Annotated in this window: 15 protein-coding genes; 6 read left to right on the top strand and 9 right to left on the bottom strand. The window is 73.5% G+C overall.

All coding sequences use genetic code 11. From position 1 onward, the window contains the following. Window positions 1-105: 105 nt before the first annotated feature. Both ACFZCD_RS01025 and ACFZCD_RS01020 read right to left on the bottom strand, forming a co-directional pair. The gene (locus ACFZCD_RS01025) at window positions 106-693 is read right to left on the bottom strand and encodes a hypothetical protein (RefSeq protein ID WP_391826506.1); all 588 of its coding nucleotides are present in this window, start codon (window positions 691-693) and stop codon (window positions 106-108) included. A 24-nt stretch (window positions 694-717) separates the two neighbouring features. Next, window positions 718-2,151 carry a HEAT repeat domain-containing protein gene (locus tag ACFZCD_RS01020; RefSeq protein WP_391826504.1) on the bottom strand — a complete coding sequence of 478 codons (1,434 nt, stop codon included), beginning with the start codon at window positions 2,149-2,151 and terminating at the stop codon, window positions 718-720. A gap of 430 nt (window positions 2,152-2,581) precedes the next feature. Between ACFZCD_RS01020 and ACFZCD_RS01015 the strand changes: the two genes are divergently transcribed. Continuing rightward, window positions 2,582-4,054: a PP2C family protein-serine/threonine phosphatase gene (locus ACFZCD_RS01015; RefSeq protein ID WP_391826502.1), complete on the top strand. Its 1,473-nt coding sequence runs from the start codon at window positions 2,582-2,584 to the stop codon at window positions 4,052-4,054. Window positions 4,055-4,105: 51 nt separating this feature from the next. Here the strand turns inward: ACFZCD_RS01015 and ACFZCD_RS01010 are convergent, their stop codons facing one another. After that, the gene (locus ACFZCD_RS01010; RefSeq protein WP_391826500.1) at window positions 4,106-5,620 is read right to left on the bottom strand and encodes a hypothetical protein; all 1,515 of its coding nucleotides are present in this window, start codon (window positions 5,618-5,620) and stop codon (window positions 4,106-4,108) included. A gap of 333 nt (window positions 5,621-5,953) precedes the next feature. On the opposite strand from ACFZCD_RS01010, the gene ACFZCD_RS01005 reads away from it, so the two are divergent. Both ACFZCD_RS01005 and ACFZCD_RS01000 read left to right on the top strand, forming a co-directional pair. Next, the gene (locus ACFZCD_RS01005) at window positions 5,954-7,060 is read left to right on the top strand and encodes an aminoglycoside phosphotransferase family protein (protein ID WP_391826498.1); all 1,107 of its coding nucleotides are present in this window, start codon (window positions 5,954-5,956) and stop codon (window positions 7,058-7,060) included. Between the two features lie 247 nt (window positions 7,061-7,307). Next, a complete protein-coding gene (locus tag ACFZCD_RS01000) occupies window positions 7,308-9,311 on the top strand; it encodes an N-acetylmuramoyl-L-alanine amidase (RefSeq protein ID WP_391826496.1) in 2,004 nt (667 codons plus the stop codon). A gap of 92 nt (window positions 9,312-9,403) precedes the next feature. On the opposite strand, the gene ACFZCD_RS00995 is transcribed toward ACFZCD_RS01000, so the two are convergent. Next, complete coding sequence (locus tag ACFZCD_RS00995; RefSeq protein WP_391826494.1) at window positions 9,404-9,901, bottom strand: hypothetical protein; 498 nt, start codon at window positions 9,899-9,901, stop codon at window positions 9,404-9,406. Between the two features lie 360 nt (window positions 9,902-10,261). Between ACFZCD_RS00995 and ACFZCD_RS00990 the strand changes: the two genes are divergently transcribed. The 3 genes from ACFZCD_RS00990 (at window position 10,262) to ACFZCD_RS00980 (ending at window position 12,118) form a co-directional block, all read left to right on the top strand. Then, the gene (locus tag ACFZCD_RS00990) at window positions 10,262-10,699 is read left to right on the top strand and encodes a rodlin (protein WP_391826492.1); all 438 of its coding nucleotides are present in this window, start codon (window positions 10,262-10,264) and stop codon (window positions 10,697-10,699) included. A 154-nt stretch (window positions 10,700-10,853) separates the two neighbouring features. Continuing rightward, window positions 10,854-10,928 (top strand): putative leader peptide, encoded by a 75-nt coding sequence (locus tag ACFZCD_RS00985; RefSeq protein ID WP_353620260.1) that lies wholly within the window; start codon window positions 10,854-10,856, stop codon window positions 10,926-10,928. Between the two features lie 173 nt (window positions 10,929-11,101). Next, window positions 11,102-12,118, top strand: a complete 1,017-nt coding sequence (locus ACFZCD_RS00980) for an isopenicillin N synthase family dioxygenase (RefSeq protein ID WP_391826490.1) — start codon at window positions 11,102-11,104, stop codon at window positions 12,116-12,118. A gap of 41 nt (window positions 12,119-12,159) precedes the next feature. Here ACFZCD_RS00980 and ACFZCD_RS00975 read toward each other — a convergent pair whose 3' ends face one another. From ACFZCD_RS00975 to ACFZCD_RS00955, 5 genes are all read right to left on the bottom strand, one after another. Next, window positions 12,160-12,390 carry a DUF397 domain-containing protein gene (locus ACFZCD_RS00975; protein WP_391826488.1) on the bottom strand — a complete coding sequence of 77 codons (231 nt, stop codon included), beginning with the start codon at window positions 12,388-12,390 and terminating at the stop codon, window positions 12,160-12,162. A 130-nt stretch (window positions 12,391-12,520) separates the two neighbouring features. Then, the gene (locus ACFZCD_RS00970; RefSeq protein ID WP_391826486.1) at window positions 12,521-13,702 is read right to left on the bottom strand and encodes a thiolase domain-containing protein; all 1,182 of its coding nucleotides are present in this window, start codon (window positions 13,700-13,702) and stop codon (window positions 12,521-12,523) included. Beyond that, on the bottom strand, window positions 13,699-14,652 hold the full coding sequence (locus ACFZCD_RS00965; protein WP_391826484.1) for a lipid-transfer protein: 954 nt from the start codon (window positions 14,650-14,652) through the stop codon (window positions 13,699-13,701). The genes ACFZCD_RS00970 and ACFZCD_RS00965 overlap by 4 nt, the downstream gene beginning before the upstream one ends. Then, complete coding sequence (locus ACFZCD_RS00960) at window positions 14,649-15,596, bottom strand: Zn-ribbon domain-containing OB-fold protein (RefSeq protein WP_391826482.1); 948 nt, start codon at window positions 15,594-15,596, stop codon at window positions 14,649-14,651. The genes ACFZCD_RS00965 and ACFZCD_RS00960 overlap by 4 nt, the downstream gene beginning before the upstream one ends. A 13-nt stretch (window positions 15,597-15,609) precedes the next feature. Continuing rightward, a complete protein-coding gene (locus tag ACFZCD_RS00955; RefSeq protein ID WP_391826480.1) occupies window positions 15,610-16,413 on the bottom strand; it encodes a crotonase/enoyl-CoA hydratase family protein in 804 nt (267 codons plus the stop codon). Between the last annotated feature and the right edge of the window lie 15 nt (window positions 16,414-16,428).

Genomic DNA, 16,428 nt, shown 5'->3' with positions numbered 1-16,428 from the left:
TCCACGACCCCGCCGGCCGGGCCCCCCCCCCCCCCCCCCCGGGGGGGGGGGGGTGGGGGGGGGGGGGGGGGGGGCGGCCCGCCCCCCCCCCACCCCTCCTTCGCTTCAGCTGACGGTCTGGTCCCCGTCGGGCACGTCCTGGACGGTCACGACGGCCCGCGGCTGCCCGAGGCCCGCGGCGACGGCTGCGGCGATGCCGCCGGGGTCGGGCGCCTCCGGGAAGGGCACGGCCTCGCCGTCCCCGTAGCTCTCGACGGCCTTGGTGAAGTAGCTCGGGTCCCAGGCGCCGACCGCTCCCCTGACCTCGACCGCTCGCACCGCACGGGCACCGACCCGCCGCTTCAGCTCGGCCAGGATGCGGTCGGAGCGGTACTCGCCCGGCACCTGGAAGATGCTGGCGTGGGCGCCCACGAGACCGCCGTCGCGCAGCCGGACGGTCACGGTGAGGCAGCTCGTGACGCTCGGGTAGAGGAGCGAGCCGCCGGGGGCGGCCTCACCGACCTGCCCCTCCGTGATCCTCACGGCGGCGGTCCTGACGGCGGCCGCCCTGCTCTCCGTACCGCCCGGGGTCTTGCCGGCGACACTGCCGGCGCCGAGGGGAGCCGCCTCCGCGGCCGTCACGGCCGCCAGCTGCGCTCCTATGAGGACGGCGGCCGCGGCCACCGCCGATTTCGTACGTGTTATCGCGTTCACGTGATCATTCTGACCGCATGACCGTCACACGGCGGTCTCCGGCCCGAAGCGGCTGCGGACCGCGGTCTGTACGTCGTCCTCTTCGGCCGGGTCCGCGGCGAGCCTGCGCAGCTGCTCGACGACGCGGGCGTCGGCGGTGGTGGCGTGGTGCGCGGCGAGCTCGCGGGTCGTCTCCTCGCAGTCCCACAGGCACTCCACCGCGAAGCCGGTCGCGAACGACGGATCCGTCGCCGCCAGCGCCCGGGCGGTGCGCCCGCGCAGGTGCGAGGAGGAGGTCTCCCGGTAGATGTGCCGCAGCACGGGCGCCGCGCAGGTGATCCCCAGGCGTCCGGCGCCCGGCACGAGGTCCCACAGGACCGGCGCGTCGGGACCCTCGGCTCGGACCGTACGGCGCAGGGCGCCGAGGACGAGCGGCGCGTCGTACGGCGCGCCGCGGGAGGCGAGCATGCCGGCGGCCGCGCCGCCGAGGGCGTCGGTGCGGTGGATCCAGGCGCGGGCGCGCTCCAGGGCGGCCGTGCCGCGCATGCGCTCGAAGGCGGTGACGGCGGCCTCGGCCACGAGTCCTCCGGCGTCGGCGGGATCCGCGACGGCAGCCTCGATGACGTCGAGCGCCTGCGGGTCGTCGTGCTCGGCGAGGTAGCGCAGGGCGGTGGCGCGGGCGGCCCCGGTGCCGAAGGCGGCGGCCTCGATGATCTCCACCCGGTCCTCGGGGCCCGCGACGGCGTTCAGCAGGCGGGTCGCGGGGACGTGCCGGTGCTGGACGGGGTGCAGGGCGAGGCCCTCCTGGGCCCAGTCGAGCACTTCCCGGACGCTCCAGCCGGGCCGCGGGCCCGACGGGCGCAGCTGGCGCTGCCAGCGGTCGAAGGAGCCCTGTTCCTGCGCGGCGCGCACCCGGGCGGCGGTCGCGGGCGACTGCGCCTCGTCGGCCCACAGCCGCCAGGGGCGGGGCTCGAAGGCGTCGCGCACGGCCGCGGCGAGGGCCCGTTCGCCCTCAGGGCCGGCGGGGAAGCGGGCGAGGATGCTCTCGCCGAGGCCGAGCAGCCCGGCGTCGTCGTCGCGCAGCGCGAGCTCGTCCAGGGCCCAGGCCCAGTTCGCGCCGGAGATCGCGTACCGCCGCAGGAGCAGCAGGGCGTCCTCGCGGCCGTACGAGGCGAGGTGGCCGAGGACGGCGAGGGCAAGGCCGGTGCGCTCCTCGCCGGTGTCGAGGGAGTCGTCGGCGGAGAAGAGGTGCCGGTCGATCGCGTCGAGCCCGGCGTCGAGGTCCAGACACAGCCGCGCGTAATAGAGCGAGCGGTTCTCCACCTGCCAGTCGCGCCTGGGGTCGCGGAGGAGGCAGTGGTGCAGCGCCGCGAGCGCCTCCGCCCGCGGCGCCGCGAGGGCATGCAGGGTCCCGTCGCCGCGGCCTCGCTGAAGGAGGCCGAGCAGGGTGCCGCTGGGCGCTATGTCTGGATCGAACATGGGGTCAGCATCCGGTGCGGGGAGTCGGCTGGCAACGGGATTTCCGTCGTCCGGCATTCTTGCCGGTGTCCACCGGTGCTATGCGTGGTGAACAGGGGGAACTCGAGGTCGGTCGAGCGCCCCGCAGCCTACCCGGAGTGCAGGATTCCGCCGAGCCCCGTCCGGTTTGCCCGGTTCTCGACCGCTCCGGCCCCGCCACTCCCCCGGCCTCGCCCGCCCGGGGCCGCCCCGAGCCCCGGAAAACACTTGGCTCACTCCAAGGCGAACCTTCCTCCTCGCTTTCGGCCTGCCTCTGACATATGCCGTCGACACCACCGGATCGGGTGTTGCCAAAGCACTTACAGGCCCTCGCCGCCTGTGCAACAGTCGTTACGGCCCATCCCGCGGACCTACGGAGCCGGCCGCGCCGCTCCCCCCATCGGAGTACGACATGCCGTCCCCCCTCCACACGGAATCCTCCGCAGCTCAGCCGCCCGAGCACGGCACGGTCGACGCCCTCATCTCGCAGACGCGGCGGCTCCGCGGCGGCCTCGACGCCGTGCGCCGCGCGGCGGCCGCCGAGGAGGAGCCGGACGACGCCCGGAGGCGCTGGCACCGCGCCCTGTGCGACCTGGCCGCCCACCACCTCGACGATCTCGGGGAGCACCTGGGCCAGCTGCGCGAGGGCCCGCCGCCTCCGGGCGGCCCGGGGAGCGCGGTGGCGGATCCGGCCGCGCCGCCCGCACCGGCCTCCGCGCACCCCGGCGCTGCGGCGGGCCGCGTCGGCAGCGCCGAGTGGAATCTCCTCACCGACGAGGCCACCTGGTCCGACGAGCTCTTCCAGCTCTTCGGCCGCCGCCCCGAGGACGGCCCCCTGACCCTGGACGAGCTGCCTTCCTGGCTGCCCGAGGAGGACCGGGGCCTGCTCACCGCAATGGTCACCGGCTGCCTGGTGGACGGCAAGTCCATCGACGGCGAATTCCGCATCCTGCGCGGCGACGGCTCGCTCCGCACGGTCCACATGATGGGCGAGCCCGTCCTGGACGCCGACGGCGCCACGGCCTCCATGTGGGCCGTGTTACGCGACATCAGCGAGCTGCGCCGGAGCCGCCGGGCCGTCGACGAGACGTGCGACTCCCTGCAGCGCCGGCAGCAGATCGCGCAGACCGAGCACCGGATCGCGGTCGAGCTGCAGGAAGCCGTGCTGCCACCGTGGCGCGGCTCCCTGCGCTTCCCGCAGGGCGGAGCCCCGCACTCCGGCGGCGCCCCCGGCACCCTCGATCTCGCCGCCCACTACCTCCCTTCCGCCAGCAGCGCCCTCGTCGGCGGTGACTGGTTCGATGCCCTGGGGCTGCCCGGCGGGCAGACCCTGCTCAGCGTGGGCAGCCTCACCGGACACGGTGTGGCCGCCACCTCCGGCATGGCGATGCTGCTCGGCGCGCTGCGCGGCATGGCCGTGACGGGCGCCGAGCCCGGCCCGCTGATGGGCTGGCTCAACCGCCTCCTCGACGCCTCCGCACAGCCCGCCCTGGGCAGCGCCGTCTGCTGCCGCTACGACCCCGCGAGCCGCACCCTCGCCTGGTCCCAGGCGGGCCACCCCGCGCCGCTGCTCTTCCGTGGCGGGAAGGGCCGCGCGCTGCAGCCGCCGGAGGGCATGCTGCTCGGTGCCGTCGCGGAGGCCACGTACGGGCAGGCCGAGGAGCGCCTGGAGCCCGGTGACGTCCTGATCCTGCACACCGACGGGCTCTCGCCCCACAGCACGGGGCCGGTCGCCCGGACGGTCGGCGATCGTCTGCTGGACTTCGCCCCGCGCTTCGCCGCGGCGAAGTGCGCGCAGGAGTGCGTACGGGCCGTGCTGGAGGAATTCGGCAGCAAGGAGCGCGAGGACGACGCCTGCTTGCTGATCGGCCGCATCAACGGCTGAGCTGACCTGTCAATGACTGACCGGCCGTGGAAGCGTTAGCAGCGCGCCGCGCTACACCGCCAGGCCCCTGCCCCCGTTCCCTCCGCTCTTCTTGGTCTGCGGCTTGGGCGCCTTGGGCAGGGCGCGCTGGATCTCCTGCCGGAGGTCCTCGATCCGGGCGTATCCCACGTACCTCCCGGTGAGGCGGTACATCTCACGCAGGCGGTCCCAGGTGCGGTGCGAGGAGGTCTCGCCGATCGACACCAGCGCCAGCCGGGCGTAGGTGTCCGCCTGGTCGGGGTCATTGCCGATGAAGCAGGACGACGCCATGGAGATGTAGTCGAAGATCATCGACCGCAGGGTGTCGTTCCCCCGCAGGGCCAGCGCCTCCTTGGCGTGCCGCTGGGCGATGGCCGCGGCCGAGGGGTCGTGCTCGGCGAGGGTGCGGTAGGCGAGGGCCTGCATGCCGTGCAGCTCGACCTCGTCGAACTTCTGCATCCAGCTCGGGGGCGGTACGTCCCCCTTGTCGGAGACGAAGAGCTCCTCCGCCTCGCCCAGGGTCCGGCGCATGGCCTGGCCGCGGCCCATCGACGCCTGTGCCCAGGCCTCGATCGTGGCGAGCATGGCGCGGGTGCGGGGCAGGGTCTCCTCGCCGGAGCCCGACTTGGCGAGCTTCATCAGATCGAGGGCGTCGTCGGGGCGGCCGAGGTGCACCATCTGGCGGGCCGCGCGGGAGAGCGCCTCGCCCGCGCGGGGCCGGTCCCCGCCCTCGCGGGCCGCGTGGGCCGCGATGACGAAGTACTTCTGGGCGGTGGGCTCCAGGCCCACGTCGTGGGACATCCAGCCGGCGAGCACCGCGAGGTTCGCGGCGACGCCCCAGAGCCTGCGCTGGAGGTGGTCGGGGTGGTGGTAGGAGAGCATCCCGCCCACCTCGTTGAGCTGGCCGACCACCGCCTTGCGCTGCAGCCCGCCGCCGCGGGCCGCGTCCCACGCGCGGAACACCTCGACCGAGCGCTCCAGGGCGTCGATCTCGGTGGAGCCCACGGGAGCGGCCTCGTAGCGGTCGAGCCCGGCGTTTTCGGCGTGGAGGGCGTCCCGGCGCAGCGGATCGTCGAAGCGGGGGGAGTCGGAGGCGAGGACCGGATCGGAGTGCAGCCAGTCGTGCATGGCGGTGCTGAGTGCTGAGCCTGCGGCGAGCGCGGCGCCCGCGCCCACCAAGCCGCGTCGGTTGAGCATGAGGTCCATTCCCGTGAATTCGGTGAGGACCGCGGCGGTCCGCTCGGGCGGCCAGGGGAGGCCGTCCGCGGACTGCCCCCTACCCGCGCGCCCTCGCCGACCGAACCCGAGGTCCTCGATGGTCACGACACGGCCGAGTCGCTCGGTGAAGAGGGCTGCCAGCACCTTGGGCACGGGATCGCGCGGGGACTCCCCCATGTCGATCCAACGCCGCACTCGCGAAGTGTCGGTCGCCAGCTGCGGGTGGCCCATGATGGCCGCCTGCCGGTTCACGAGCCTCGCGAGTTCGCCCTTGGACCATCCGGCCAGGCCGAACAGATCCGCGAGGCGGGTGTTGGGTTCCCTTGTCACGTCAAGCCCCCAGGTTCTCGGCTGACTTGAAGGTAGCGGCCAGTCATGGACCAGGCGAGTATTCGCCAGGGTTCGCCAGGGTCCGCCACATGGTGTGCCACCCGCGGCCGGGTGTGATGTAGGAACGCGCCACCCCGGCCACCCGGCAGCCGGCTGCCGGCCGTCGCCGGCCGAGAGCCGTCAGCCGGTCTCCGGCGACCGCTCACCGGCCGTCGGCACCGGCAGGGCCCCTGCTTATGCGGGGTGCCCCGTGCATTCCCCAGGGTGCACGGCCGGCCCGGGTTCCGGGGCAGCGCGGCAACTCGTCGGCACACGAAGGGATCCGTTCCGCTCATGTATGCAGCCTCGTCCTCCGTGTCCGCCCCGCCCCGGCTCCGTCCCCCGCACGCCGGCGGCGGGCCGTACCTCGACCCCTCCCATGCCGCGGGGGCTGCCTTCGGGGGTGGACGGGCCCGGCGGACCCCGGGGCTAGGCGGCCAGCCGCTCAGCGGGAGAATCGACTTGTCCGGCCCTCAAGGTGCGCAATTGCGCACGGCGATCGCCGCGGTGCAGCGCATTTGCCCCGAGTTCAACGCGGTCCAGGTCCTCCACCGCGGCGGGCAGTCGGTGCTGCTGGTCGGCTCCACCGGCCGCACCACAGCAGTGGCCAAGTGTTTACTGGACCCCTCCCCGGCCTGGACCGAGCGGTTCCGGCAGGAAATAGCGACATACCGTGCGTTCGTCCGCCACCGTCCGCCGGTGCGGGTGCCGCGTCTCATCGCCGCGGACCCCGACAACTGCACGCTGGTGATCGAGCGCATGCCCGGGCGGCCCGCCGCCGTACAGCGCCACCCCTCGGACAACCCGCCCCGGGCGGACGTCCGGGCCGCGCTCGGTGCGATCTGCAGGGTCAATCTGTGGCGCCCCCCGGCCGGCATGTTCGACATGCCGCTCGACTACGGCAAGCGCATCGCGCGCTATCACGAGCTGGGGCTGCTGACCGATCGCGACATGGGCGACCTGCAGAAGCTGCTGCACGGGCTGGCGCACGTCCAGGGCCAGTTCTGCCACGGCGACGCCCAGCTCTCCAACATCCTCCTGGCCCCCACCGGCCCGGTGCTGGTGGACTGGGACCAGGCGGGCTGGTATCTCCCGGGCTACGACCTCGCCACGCTCTGGACGGTCCTCGGGGACGCCCCGGCGGCGCGCCGGCACATCAGCCAGGTCGCCCAGCAGGCCGGCACGGTGCAGCGTGACGCCTTTCTGGTGAATCTCATGCTCGTACTGACCCGCGAGATCCGTACGTGCGAGACGGCCGTGCAGCGCGCCATGCACGACCCCGCCCCCACGGCGCCCGGTGCGGCCGAGGCCGGTGAGGAACAGCGGCTGCTGCTGCGCAGGCTCCACGACGACTGCGCGCTCGCCAGGCGTGCCGTCCGTGCAGCGGTCGGCACCCGCTGAAGGCACCTCCCCCGGCCCCCTCCGCGACACGCCGCGCACACTGCGCGGCGTGTCGCCGTATGCAGGGGCGGAAAGGGTGCAGCCTCGGCGTCGAGGGTGCGGCGTCCGTGTGCGGGCAACATGCTTCGCAGCAGCATGATTGACGGATCGTCTGCCAGGGGCTACCTCTGGTTACGTCCGGTCTCGCACGCCCGCTCGCGCCCCGACCATTCCCGCGCGTGGCACGGCACGCCCCGAGGAGGCTGCATTGCGAGGATCCGTTCCCCCATCGTGGACCACCCCCTTGAGAGCCCTCCGAAGAAGCCGGGGGGCGTTCCGGGCGGCCGGCGTCATGGCCTCGGCCGCCCTGCTGCTGCCCCTGGCGCCCGGTGCGGCGACGGCCACGGTCAGCCGGCCGCGCACCGATGCGCTGCAACAGGCCTTCGCCGAGGCCGCCCGCGAATATCAGGTTCCGCAGAGCGTGCTGCTGGGCGTCTCCTATCTGGAGTCGCGGTGGGACAGCCACAGCGGTGCCCCGAGCGTCACCGGCGGCTACGGCCCCATGCACCTGACCGATGCCGCCCATGCCCTGGCCGCCGTCCCGCACCACAGTGACGGCCGCGAGGACCCGCGCGGCGACGGTTCGCGTCCCTTCGCCGGCCCCCGGGCCACCCGGCCCGCCGCGCTGCCGGCCGGCGAGCTCCCACCGAGGCTGCGCACCCTGGAGCAGGCCGCCCGGGTCTCCGGCCTGCCGCGTGAGGCCCTGCGCAAGGATCCCGCCGCGAACGTACGGGGTGGCGCGGCGCTGCTCGCGGCCGCCCAGAAGCGGCTCGGGCTGCCCCTGAGCGGGAATCCGGCCGACTGGTTCGGCGCGGTGGCGGGCTATCCGGGGTCCACCGACACGGCGACGGCCACGGCCTTCGCCCGTGACGTCTTCGACGTGATCCGCTCAGGTCAGCGGCGCACCACCGACCTCGGCCAGCGGGTCGCCCTGCCGGCCGCGCCGCGCCTGACCGACCGTACGGAGCAGGTGCGGCGGCTGGGCCTGGCGGATCTTCCGGACGAGGAGACCGAGTGCCCGGAGGCGGTGGCCTGTGAGGCGATCCCCGCCCCGTACGAGAAGCTGCAGGGCGACAACTACGGCAATCACGATCTCGCGGACCGCCCGGACTCGCAGAAGCCGGAGTTCATCGTCATCCACGACACGGAGGGGTCCTGGGAGACGACGATCAAGCTCATCAAGGACCCGGCGTACGTCTCGTGGAACTACACGGTGCGCTCCGCGGACGGCCACATCGCCCAGCACGTGCCCACGAAGGACGTGGCCTGGCACGCGGGCAACTGGTACGTGAACGCCAAGTCGGTCGGCATCGAGCACGAGGGCTTCCTCGCCCAGCCGGACGCCTGGTACACGGAGGAGATGTACCGCACCTCGGCCCGTCTGGTGCGGTATCTGGCGGAGCAGCTGAGCATCCCGCTGGACCGGCAGCACGTCCTGGGCCACGACAACGTCCCGGGCACAACCCCGGCGTCCATCAAGGGCATGCACACCGACCCGGGCCCGTACTGGGACTGGGCGCACTACTTCGACCTGATGGGCAGGCCGTTCCGCCCCACGGGCGGTCCGTACGCCGGCATGGTCACCGTCCTGCCCGAGTACGACGTCCACAAGCCCGCCTACACCGGCTGCACGGCCCCCGCCAAGGCCTGCGCCCCGCACGGTTCGGGTGCGGTGCGGCTGTACACGCAGCCGAGTGAGAAGGCTCCGCTGGTGAAGGACTCCGGGCTGCGGCCGGACGGAAGCGCCTCCACGATCGACGTCAACGACACGGGGGCCCGCGCCTCGACGGGCCAGCAGTTCGTGGTGGCGGAGCGCAGGGGCTCCTGGACGGCGATCTGGTATCTGGGCCAGCTCGCCTGGTTCAAGAACCCGGTGTCGCAGCCGACCGCCGTCAATGCCTTCGGCAAGGTGGTCACCCCGAAGGAGGGGCTGGCGGAGATCCCGGTGTTCGGGCGGGCGTATCCGGAGAAGGAGGCGTATCCCGCGGGAGTGCCCGTACAGGCCGTGGAGCCGCTGCCGTACCGGCTGCTCGCCGGGCAGGCGTACGCCATGGGGCAGCGGGTCAGGAGCGAGTATCTGTGGGCGAAGACCTTCGATCCCGCAGGCCACAAGGTGATCCGCGGCAAGGACGTGTACTACGAGATCCAGTTCGGGCACCGGGTGGCCTTCGTGAAGGCCGCTGACGTGACCGTGCGGCCCTCGAACCAGTAGCGCCCGCGGAGACGGGAGGAGCCCGGTGCGGCGTGGGCCGTACCGGGCTCGGGTGCGTGCGGGTGCCCGGCCGGGGCCGGGCGGGGGTGTCGTCAGGCCGTCTGGAACATCTCGGCCGGCAGGGGCTTGAGGAGCTGGTAGAGCTCGTCCGTGATGGGCCGGTCCCAGCTGGCGATGGTGACGAGGACGCCGTCGCTGCGGTCGAACTGGGTGCAGGAGATGCGGCCTTCGGAGCACTTGATGCGCCGGACGATCAGCAGGTTGTCCTCGTGCATGACGGGGATGTCCTCGGTCTCCAGCACCTCCACCGGCTCCTCGTTGCCGAGGGCGGCCAGGAGCTGGGTGACCTCGAAGGGCACCTGGCCCTCTTCGAGCTCGCGCGCCGGGGAGCCCTCCGGCAGATTGCCGATGATCATCGCCGGGCCGCGCCCGCCGAAGAGGTCGTAGCGCAGGAAGACACCCTGGCAGCTGCCGTCGGGCGCGGGCAGCAGCCCGGCCCCGAGATCGCCCGGCCAGTCCCCCGGGTCCATGGCCAGGACGTCGAAGTCCGGCCCGGTGGGCGTGGCGCTGCGGCGGCGGAGGAAGGACATGCTCACATCGTACGTGCCCGGGGCCGGGGTGTGGTTCCGGGGAGAGCTCCGGCGCTGCGGGTGACGGATGTGTTTCCGGTGCGGCGATCGGGGGCGGGAGCGAGTCAGGCGGCCCGGCCGGCGGGCAAGCCGGGCCAGAGCCCGCCCGGACGCAGCTTGTGGGGGCGCTGTCCGGGCGGACCGACGGCCGAAGAACACCGCCGCCGCGGCACGTTACCAGGCATCCAGGGGACTTCTGTTTACGGAAACTACCCTCCTGGAGCAAATGAGTGAATTCCCGAAACTTCCGTTATGCACCCGAGTTACTCAGGTCGCTTCCCTGTCTGTGAGAGGCAGCTAATCGATCGAAAGGCACAGACCGTGCTCAAGAAGGTACTCACGACGGCCGCCGTGACGGTCACCGCTGTCGGCACCATCACCGGCCCGGCGATGGCGATCGGCGACGACCAGGACGTCGCCAACGGCAACGCTGCGCACACCGGTTACGGCAACACCAAGACCGGTGGCAAGGAAAGCCCGCAGATGAGCCTGATCCAGGGCACGCTGAACAAGCCGTGCATCGGTATCGGCAAGATCGGCCTCCAGTCGCTGATCGCTCTGCTCAACATCGGCATCCAGGACGTGCCGATCCTCACTTCCCAGCAGCAGCAGCAGTGCACCGACAACTCGACGATCAGCGACGGCGACGACCCGCTGTCGCACATCCTCGACGAGATCCCGATCATCTCGGGCAACGGCTCGGGCAACAAGGGCGGCGGCCACCCCGGCTTCGGCGGCCCCGGCTTCGGCCGCCACTGACCGGCACCGCAGCCGCAACCGGCTCCGGCCGGACGGACTCCCCCCTGTCCCGGGCGCACGGCCCCGGGCAGGGGGTTTCCCTTGCCCATGGGCAGAAAACCGCTGGTCAGAGCGGTCGGCGCCGGTTCCCCGGCCGGTCGTATACGATGGGCCCGTGACTATGCTCGTCAAACGCCGCCACGTGGACCTCCTCCGCGTCACGAGCATGTCCTGTCGCCGTTACGGCTGATCTTCTTCCTGGCCGGCCCCTTCCGCGGGCCGTGGCCTGTTTTCTCTTTCCTTTCTTTCTCCCTGCCGCTTTCCCGGTCCCGCTCCGCCCTGCCCGCGTACCCCGCGGCGGCGGGCGGGCGTCCGGCGCACCGCCGTACGCGATTCCGGGCCCTCACGCTGTGGACAACCCTCATGAGCAACAAGCTTCCCGTCCTCGATCTCTCCGCCGCCTCCGCAGGCCCCGAGGCCCGTGCCCGCTTCCACGAGGAGCTGCACTCGGCCGCGCGCGACGTGGGCTTCTTCCACCTGACCGGCCACGGCGTGACCGAGGCCGAGACCGCCGAGCTGTGGCGCACCATGCGCGCGTTCTTCGCCCTCCCCGAGGCGGAGCGGCTGTCCGTCAGCAACCTCAACTCCCCCCATTTCCGCGGCTACACCCGCATCGGTGACGAGCGGACCGGCGGCAGCCGGGACTGGCGCGACCAGCTCGACATAGGCGCCGAGCGGGAGACGCACGTGCCCGCCGCGGACGAGCCGGGCTACTGGTGGCTGGAGGGCCCGAACCAGTGGCCCGCGGCCCTCCCGGAGCTGCGCACCGCCGCCCTGCACTGGATCGACCGGCTGAGCTCGGTCGCCGAGCGGCTGCTGCACGAGCTGCTGGCCTCGATCGGCGCCCCCGAGGACTTCTACGACGAGGCCTTCGCCGGCCTCCCCCACCTGCACCTGAAGCTGGTGCGCTACCCCGGCAGCGCCCCGGACGGCGCGGGCCAGGGCGTGGGCGCGCACAAGGACTACGGCTTCCTGACCCTGCTGCTGCAGGACGAGGTCGGAGGCCTCCAAGTGGAGGCGGCGGACGGGTCGTTCCTCGACGTGCCGCCGGTGCCCGGCGCCTTCGTGATCAATCTGGGGGAGCTGCTGGAGGTGGCCACGAACGGCTATCTGAAGGCCACCAACCACCGCGTGGTCAGCCCGGCCGGCACCCGGGAGCGCTTCTCGGTCCCGTTCTTCTACAACCCCCGCCTGGACGCCCGGATCGAGCCCGTGCCGTTCGCGCACGCGGACCGGGCGCCGGGCGTCACGCAGGACGCCCGCAACCCGCTCTTCGCGGAGTACGGCCGCAACGAGATCAAGGGCTGGCTCCGCGCCCACCCGCAGGTCGCCCGCCGTCACCACGCGGACCTGCTGACCGAGGGCAGCCTCGTGGGCTGACCGCCCGGAATGCCCGCGGAGCGGGGAGGCGCGGCCGCGCGCTACGTGAGGTCGAACTCCCCTTCGCGGGCGCCGAGTACGAAGGCGCGCCACTCCGCGGGCGAGAACACCACCGCGGGGCCCGGATTGCGTCCGTTGCGCATGGCGATGAAGCCTTCGACGAAGGCGACCTGGACGTCGCCGATGCCCTGACTGCCCGGCTGCCAGGCGGCGTTGTCGAGGTCGAGCTCGGGCGCGATGTCGCCTGCCAGTCGTTCGGTCGTCTCCGCCACAGCTGCAGCTCCTCCCGGTACGTCGTCCCGCGCCCACCCTAGCGAGCACGGCGTGCGCCGGACAGGCCGCGCGGCACGGGTGCGGGGAGGCGAGGAGCGAAAAGCGCCGAACGGCCGGCCGTGCGCTCCTTCAGGTGGCAGGAGGCCGGTGGCCCACCACCCACATGGAGAAGAACTGCGCGCCCCCTCCGTAGGCGTGCCCGAGTGCCTTGCGGGCGCCGTCGACCTGGTGCGCACCGGCCCTCCCCCGCACCTGGAGGGCGGCTTCGGCGAAGCGGATGAGGCCGGAGGCGCCGATGGGGTTGGTGGACAGGACGCCGCCCGAGGGGTTGACCGGCAGGTCGCCGTCGAGCTCCGTGGCGCCGGAAGCGGTGAGCTTCCAGCCCTCGCCCTCGGCGGCGAAGCCGAGGTTCTCCAGCCACATCGGCTCGTACCAGCTGAAGGGCACGTACAGCTCGGCGGCGTCGAGCTCGCGGCGCGGGTCGGTGATGCCGGCCTGCCGGTAGACCTCGGCGGCGCAGTCGCGCCCCGCGCGCGGCGAGACGAAGTCCTTGCCGGCGAAGAGCGTGGGCTCGCTGCGCATGGCGCCGCCGTGCACCCAGGCGGGCGGGTGCGGGGCCCGGGCGGCTCCGGCGCGGTCGGTGAGGACCACGGCGCAGGCGCCGTCGGAGGAGGGACAGGTCTCGGAGTACCGGACGGGGTCCCACAGCATGGGCGAGGAGCGCACCTGCTCCAGGGTGATCCCGTGCTCGTGCAGGTGGGCCCAGGGGTTCCGCAGGGCGTTGCGGCGGTCCTTGTAGGCGACGAGCGCGCCCACGCCGTCGGGCGCGCCGCTGCGGCGCATGTAGGCCCGCACGTGCGGGGCGAAGAAGCCTCCGGCGCCGGCCAGCAGGGGCTGCTGGAAGGGTACGGGCAGGGACAGGCCCCACATGGCGTTGGACTCGGACTGCTTCTCGAAGGCGACGGCGAGGACGGTCCGCCGGACGCGCGCCGCGACGAGGTCGGCGGCGACGAGGGCCGTGGAGCCGCCGACGGACCCGGCGGTGTGCACCCGCAGGACGGGTTTGCCCGTGGCGCCGAGGGCGTCGGCGAGGTAGAGCTCGGGCATCATCACGCCCTCGAAGAAGTCGGGGGCCTTGCCGAGGACGACGGCGTCGACGTCCGTCCAGGCCAGCTCCGCGTCCTCCAGTGCGCGCAGGGCGGCTTCGCGGACGAGTCCGGCGAGGGAGACGTCCCGGCGGGCCGCGGCGTGTTTGGTCTGACCGATGCCGACGACGGCGACGGGTTCCCTGGCCGTCCGGTTTCCGCTCACCGGGTCTCCCCCTCCAGTACGGCGACGAGGTTGTGCTGGAGGCAGGGCCCCGACGTGGCGTGGGCCAGCGCCCGGTCCGACTCGCCGCGGTGGATGCGGGCGGCCGCCTCGCCGAGCCGGACGAGGCCGGTCGTCATGACGGGGTCGGCGGCGAGCGCGCCGCCCGAGGGGTTGACGGTGACGGTGGCATCGAGGCGCAGCGCCCGGCGCAGGACGGTTTCCTGTGCGGGGAAGGGGGCGTGGAGTTCGGCCGTGTCGGCGGGGGCGCGGAAGGCTCCGGCGCGCTCGGCGGCCAGGCGGGTGGAGGGCGAGTCGGTGAGGTCGCGCAGGCCCAGGGCCTGGGGTTCGATGCGGTGGTCGATGCCGCGGATCCAGGCGGGCCGGTCGCACATGCGGCGGGCGGTGTCGCCGGCGGCGAGGACGACGGCGGCCGCGCCGTCCGTGACGGCGGAGCGGGCCGGGGCGGCGAGGGCGGCCTCGTCGATGTGCCCGGCGTCGGCGAGGGCCCGGGCCTGGAGGCCGGCCAGGTCGGCGGGGCCGGGCCACAGGGGTGCGACGTAGTAGGGGTCGAGCTGGCGGGTGAGGACGGCGTCCGGGTCGCCGGCGGACGGCTTCCCGTGGGCGTAGACGAGGGCCGTCCGGGCCCGGCCGGTGAGGATCTTCACCCATGCCTCGTACAGCGCCCAGGCCCCGTCCGTCTCGACGTGGGACTCGGCGACGGGCGGCCAGGCTCCCACGCCGTCGAGCGTCAGGGTGAAGGAGAAGGGGCGGCCCGCGAGGTAGTCGCTGGATCCGGAGCAGGTGAAGTCGGCCTCCCCCGGGGCGAGTCCGGCGCGGCCGAGCGCCTCGTGCAGGACGGGCAGCAGCATTTCGGTCTCCGACAGCCCGTCGGCGGGGCCCTGGTGGTCGCTGCGGGCGAAGGACACGACGGCGACGTCCCGGAGGGTCACAGCAGCCCCTTGTAGCTGTCGTAGGCCGCATCGGGTTCGCCGGTGGGCCGGAAGTGGTCGGGGTGGCGGCCCGTGCCGGTCCACACGGGCTCGACGCGCAGACCCATGCGGACTTGGTCGTACGGGATGCCGCCGATGCGCCCGTGGAGGGCGAGGTCGGCCCCGTCGAGGGCGATGTGGGCGTAGACGTAGGGGACGTCGATGTCCGCGCCCTTGGCCTTGATGTTGACGATGCAGAAGGTGGTGACGGTGCCGCGCGGTCCGACCTCCGTCTGGTCGGTCGTGGCGACGCCGCAGGTGGGGCAGACGCCCCGGGGCGGGACGTGGACCTTGCGGCAGGCGGGGCAGCGCTCGCCGGTGATCTTCCGGTCGGCGAGGGCGGTGAGGTGCCGGCTCAGGGCGCGGCCGGGCGTGTAGGTGTAGTCGAGGCGGGCGGGAGCGACGATGCCGGTGACGGGGTCGGCGAAGACGCCGTCGTGCGGTATGGCCGGGCCTGCGCGGTCCTCGCCCTCGTACGGCTCGAAGCAGCCGATGTCGGTGATGGCGCCGATGCGTTCGGGGGCCCAGCGGATGCGGACGCGCATGCCGGTCCGTACGGCGTGCGGGCCGGGGGCGTCGAGGGCGTGCAGGAGGGCGGTGTCGGCGCCGTCGAGGCGGACGAGGACCCAGGCGAAGGGGGTGCGCAAGGGCTGGCCGTCCCGGGGCGCGGGGTTCCAGGTCCAGGTGGTGACGGTCCCGGTCGGGGCGACCTCGGCGAGGTCGCGGATCTCCTCGGCGGTGACGGGGTCGTATTCGACGGGCGGCACGAGGACGCGCCCGTCGGCGGTCCGCACGCCGAGGACGGTGCGCTCCCGGAGGCCGGTGAGGAAGGCGCTCTGCACGGGGCCGAGGGAGCGGGTGAAGGGGAAGGAGACGGTCAGGGGCGCGGTGAGGATCTCCGGCACGGCGGGGCTCCCTTCAGGCGCGCCGGTAGACGGCGGGGCGCTTCTCGGCGAAGGCCCGGGTGCCTTCCTTCGCGTCGGCGCTGCCGAGGACGGGCAGGCCTCGTTCCAGTTCGAGGGCCAGGGCGTCGGCCTCGGCGAGGCCGGCGGTGTCGTGGACGCACGCCTTGACGGCCTCGACGGCGAGCGGCCCGTTGGCGTTGACGAGCGCGGCGGTCTCCAGGGCCCGGTCCAGGGCCGTGCCGTCGGGGACGACGTGGCCGATGAGGCCGATGCGCGCGGCTTCGGCGGCGGTGTAGGGGCGGCCGGTGAGGAGCATTTCGAGGGCGTGGGTGCGCGGGATCTGGCGGGCGAGGCGGACGGTGGAGCCGCCGACGGGGAAGAGGCCGCGGCGCACTTCGAAGAGGCCGAAGACGGCGCTCTCGCCGGCGATGCGGATGTCGGTGCCCTGGAGGATCTCGGTGCCGCCCGCCACGCACGGCCCCTCGACGGCGGCGATGACCGGCTTGCGCGGCCGGTGGTGGCGGAGCATGGCCTTCCAGTGCAGGTCCGGGTCGGCCTTGAACCGTGCGCGGCAGCTCTCGTCCACCGCCGGGCCCGGACCGTGCAGCGCCTTGAGGTCCATGCCGGAGCAGAAGGCCCCGCCCGCTCCGGTCAGCACGACGGAGCGGACGGCGTCGTCCTCGTCGGCCTCCAGCCAGCCGTCGTAGAGGCCGGCGAGCATCGGCAGCGACAGGGCGTTCTTCGCCTCCGGGCGGTTGAGGGTGAGCACCAGGGTGGCGCCGACGCGTTCGATCGTGAGGTGTTCGGTCCCGCTCATGGGCTGGCCTCCCGT

Source organism: Streptomyces sp. NPDC008001, from assembly GCF_042958085.1.
Taxonomy (GTDB): Bacteria; Actinomycetota; Actinomycetes; order Streptomycetales; family Streptomycetaceae; genus Streptomyces.
The sequence above is the reverse complement of the archived record's forward strand: the minus strand, read 5'-3'. Positions and strand labels throughout refer to the sequence as shown.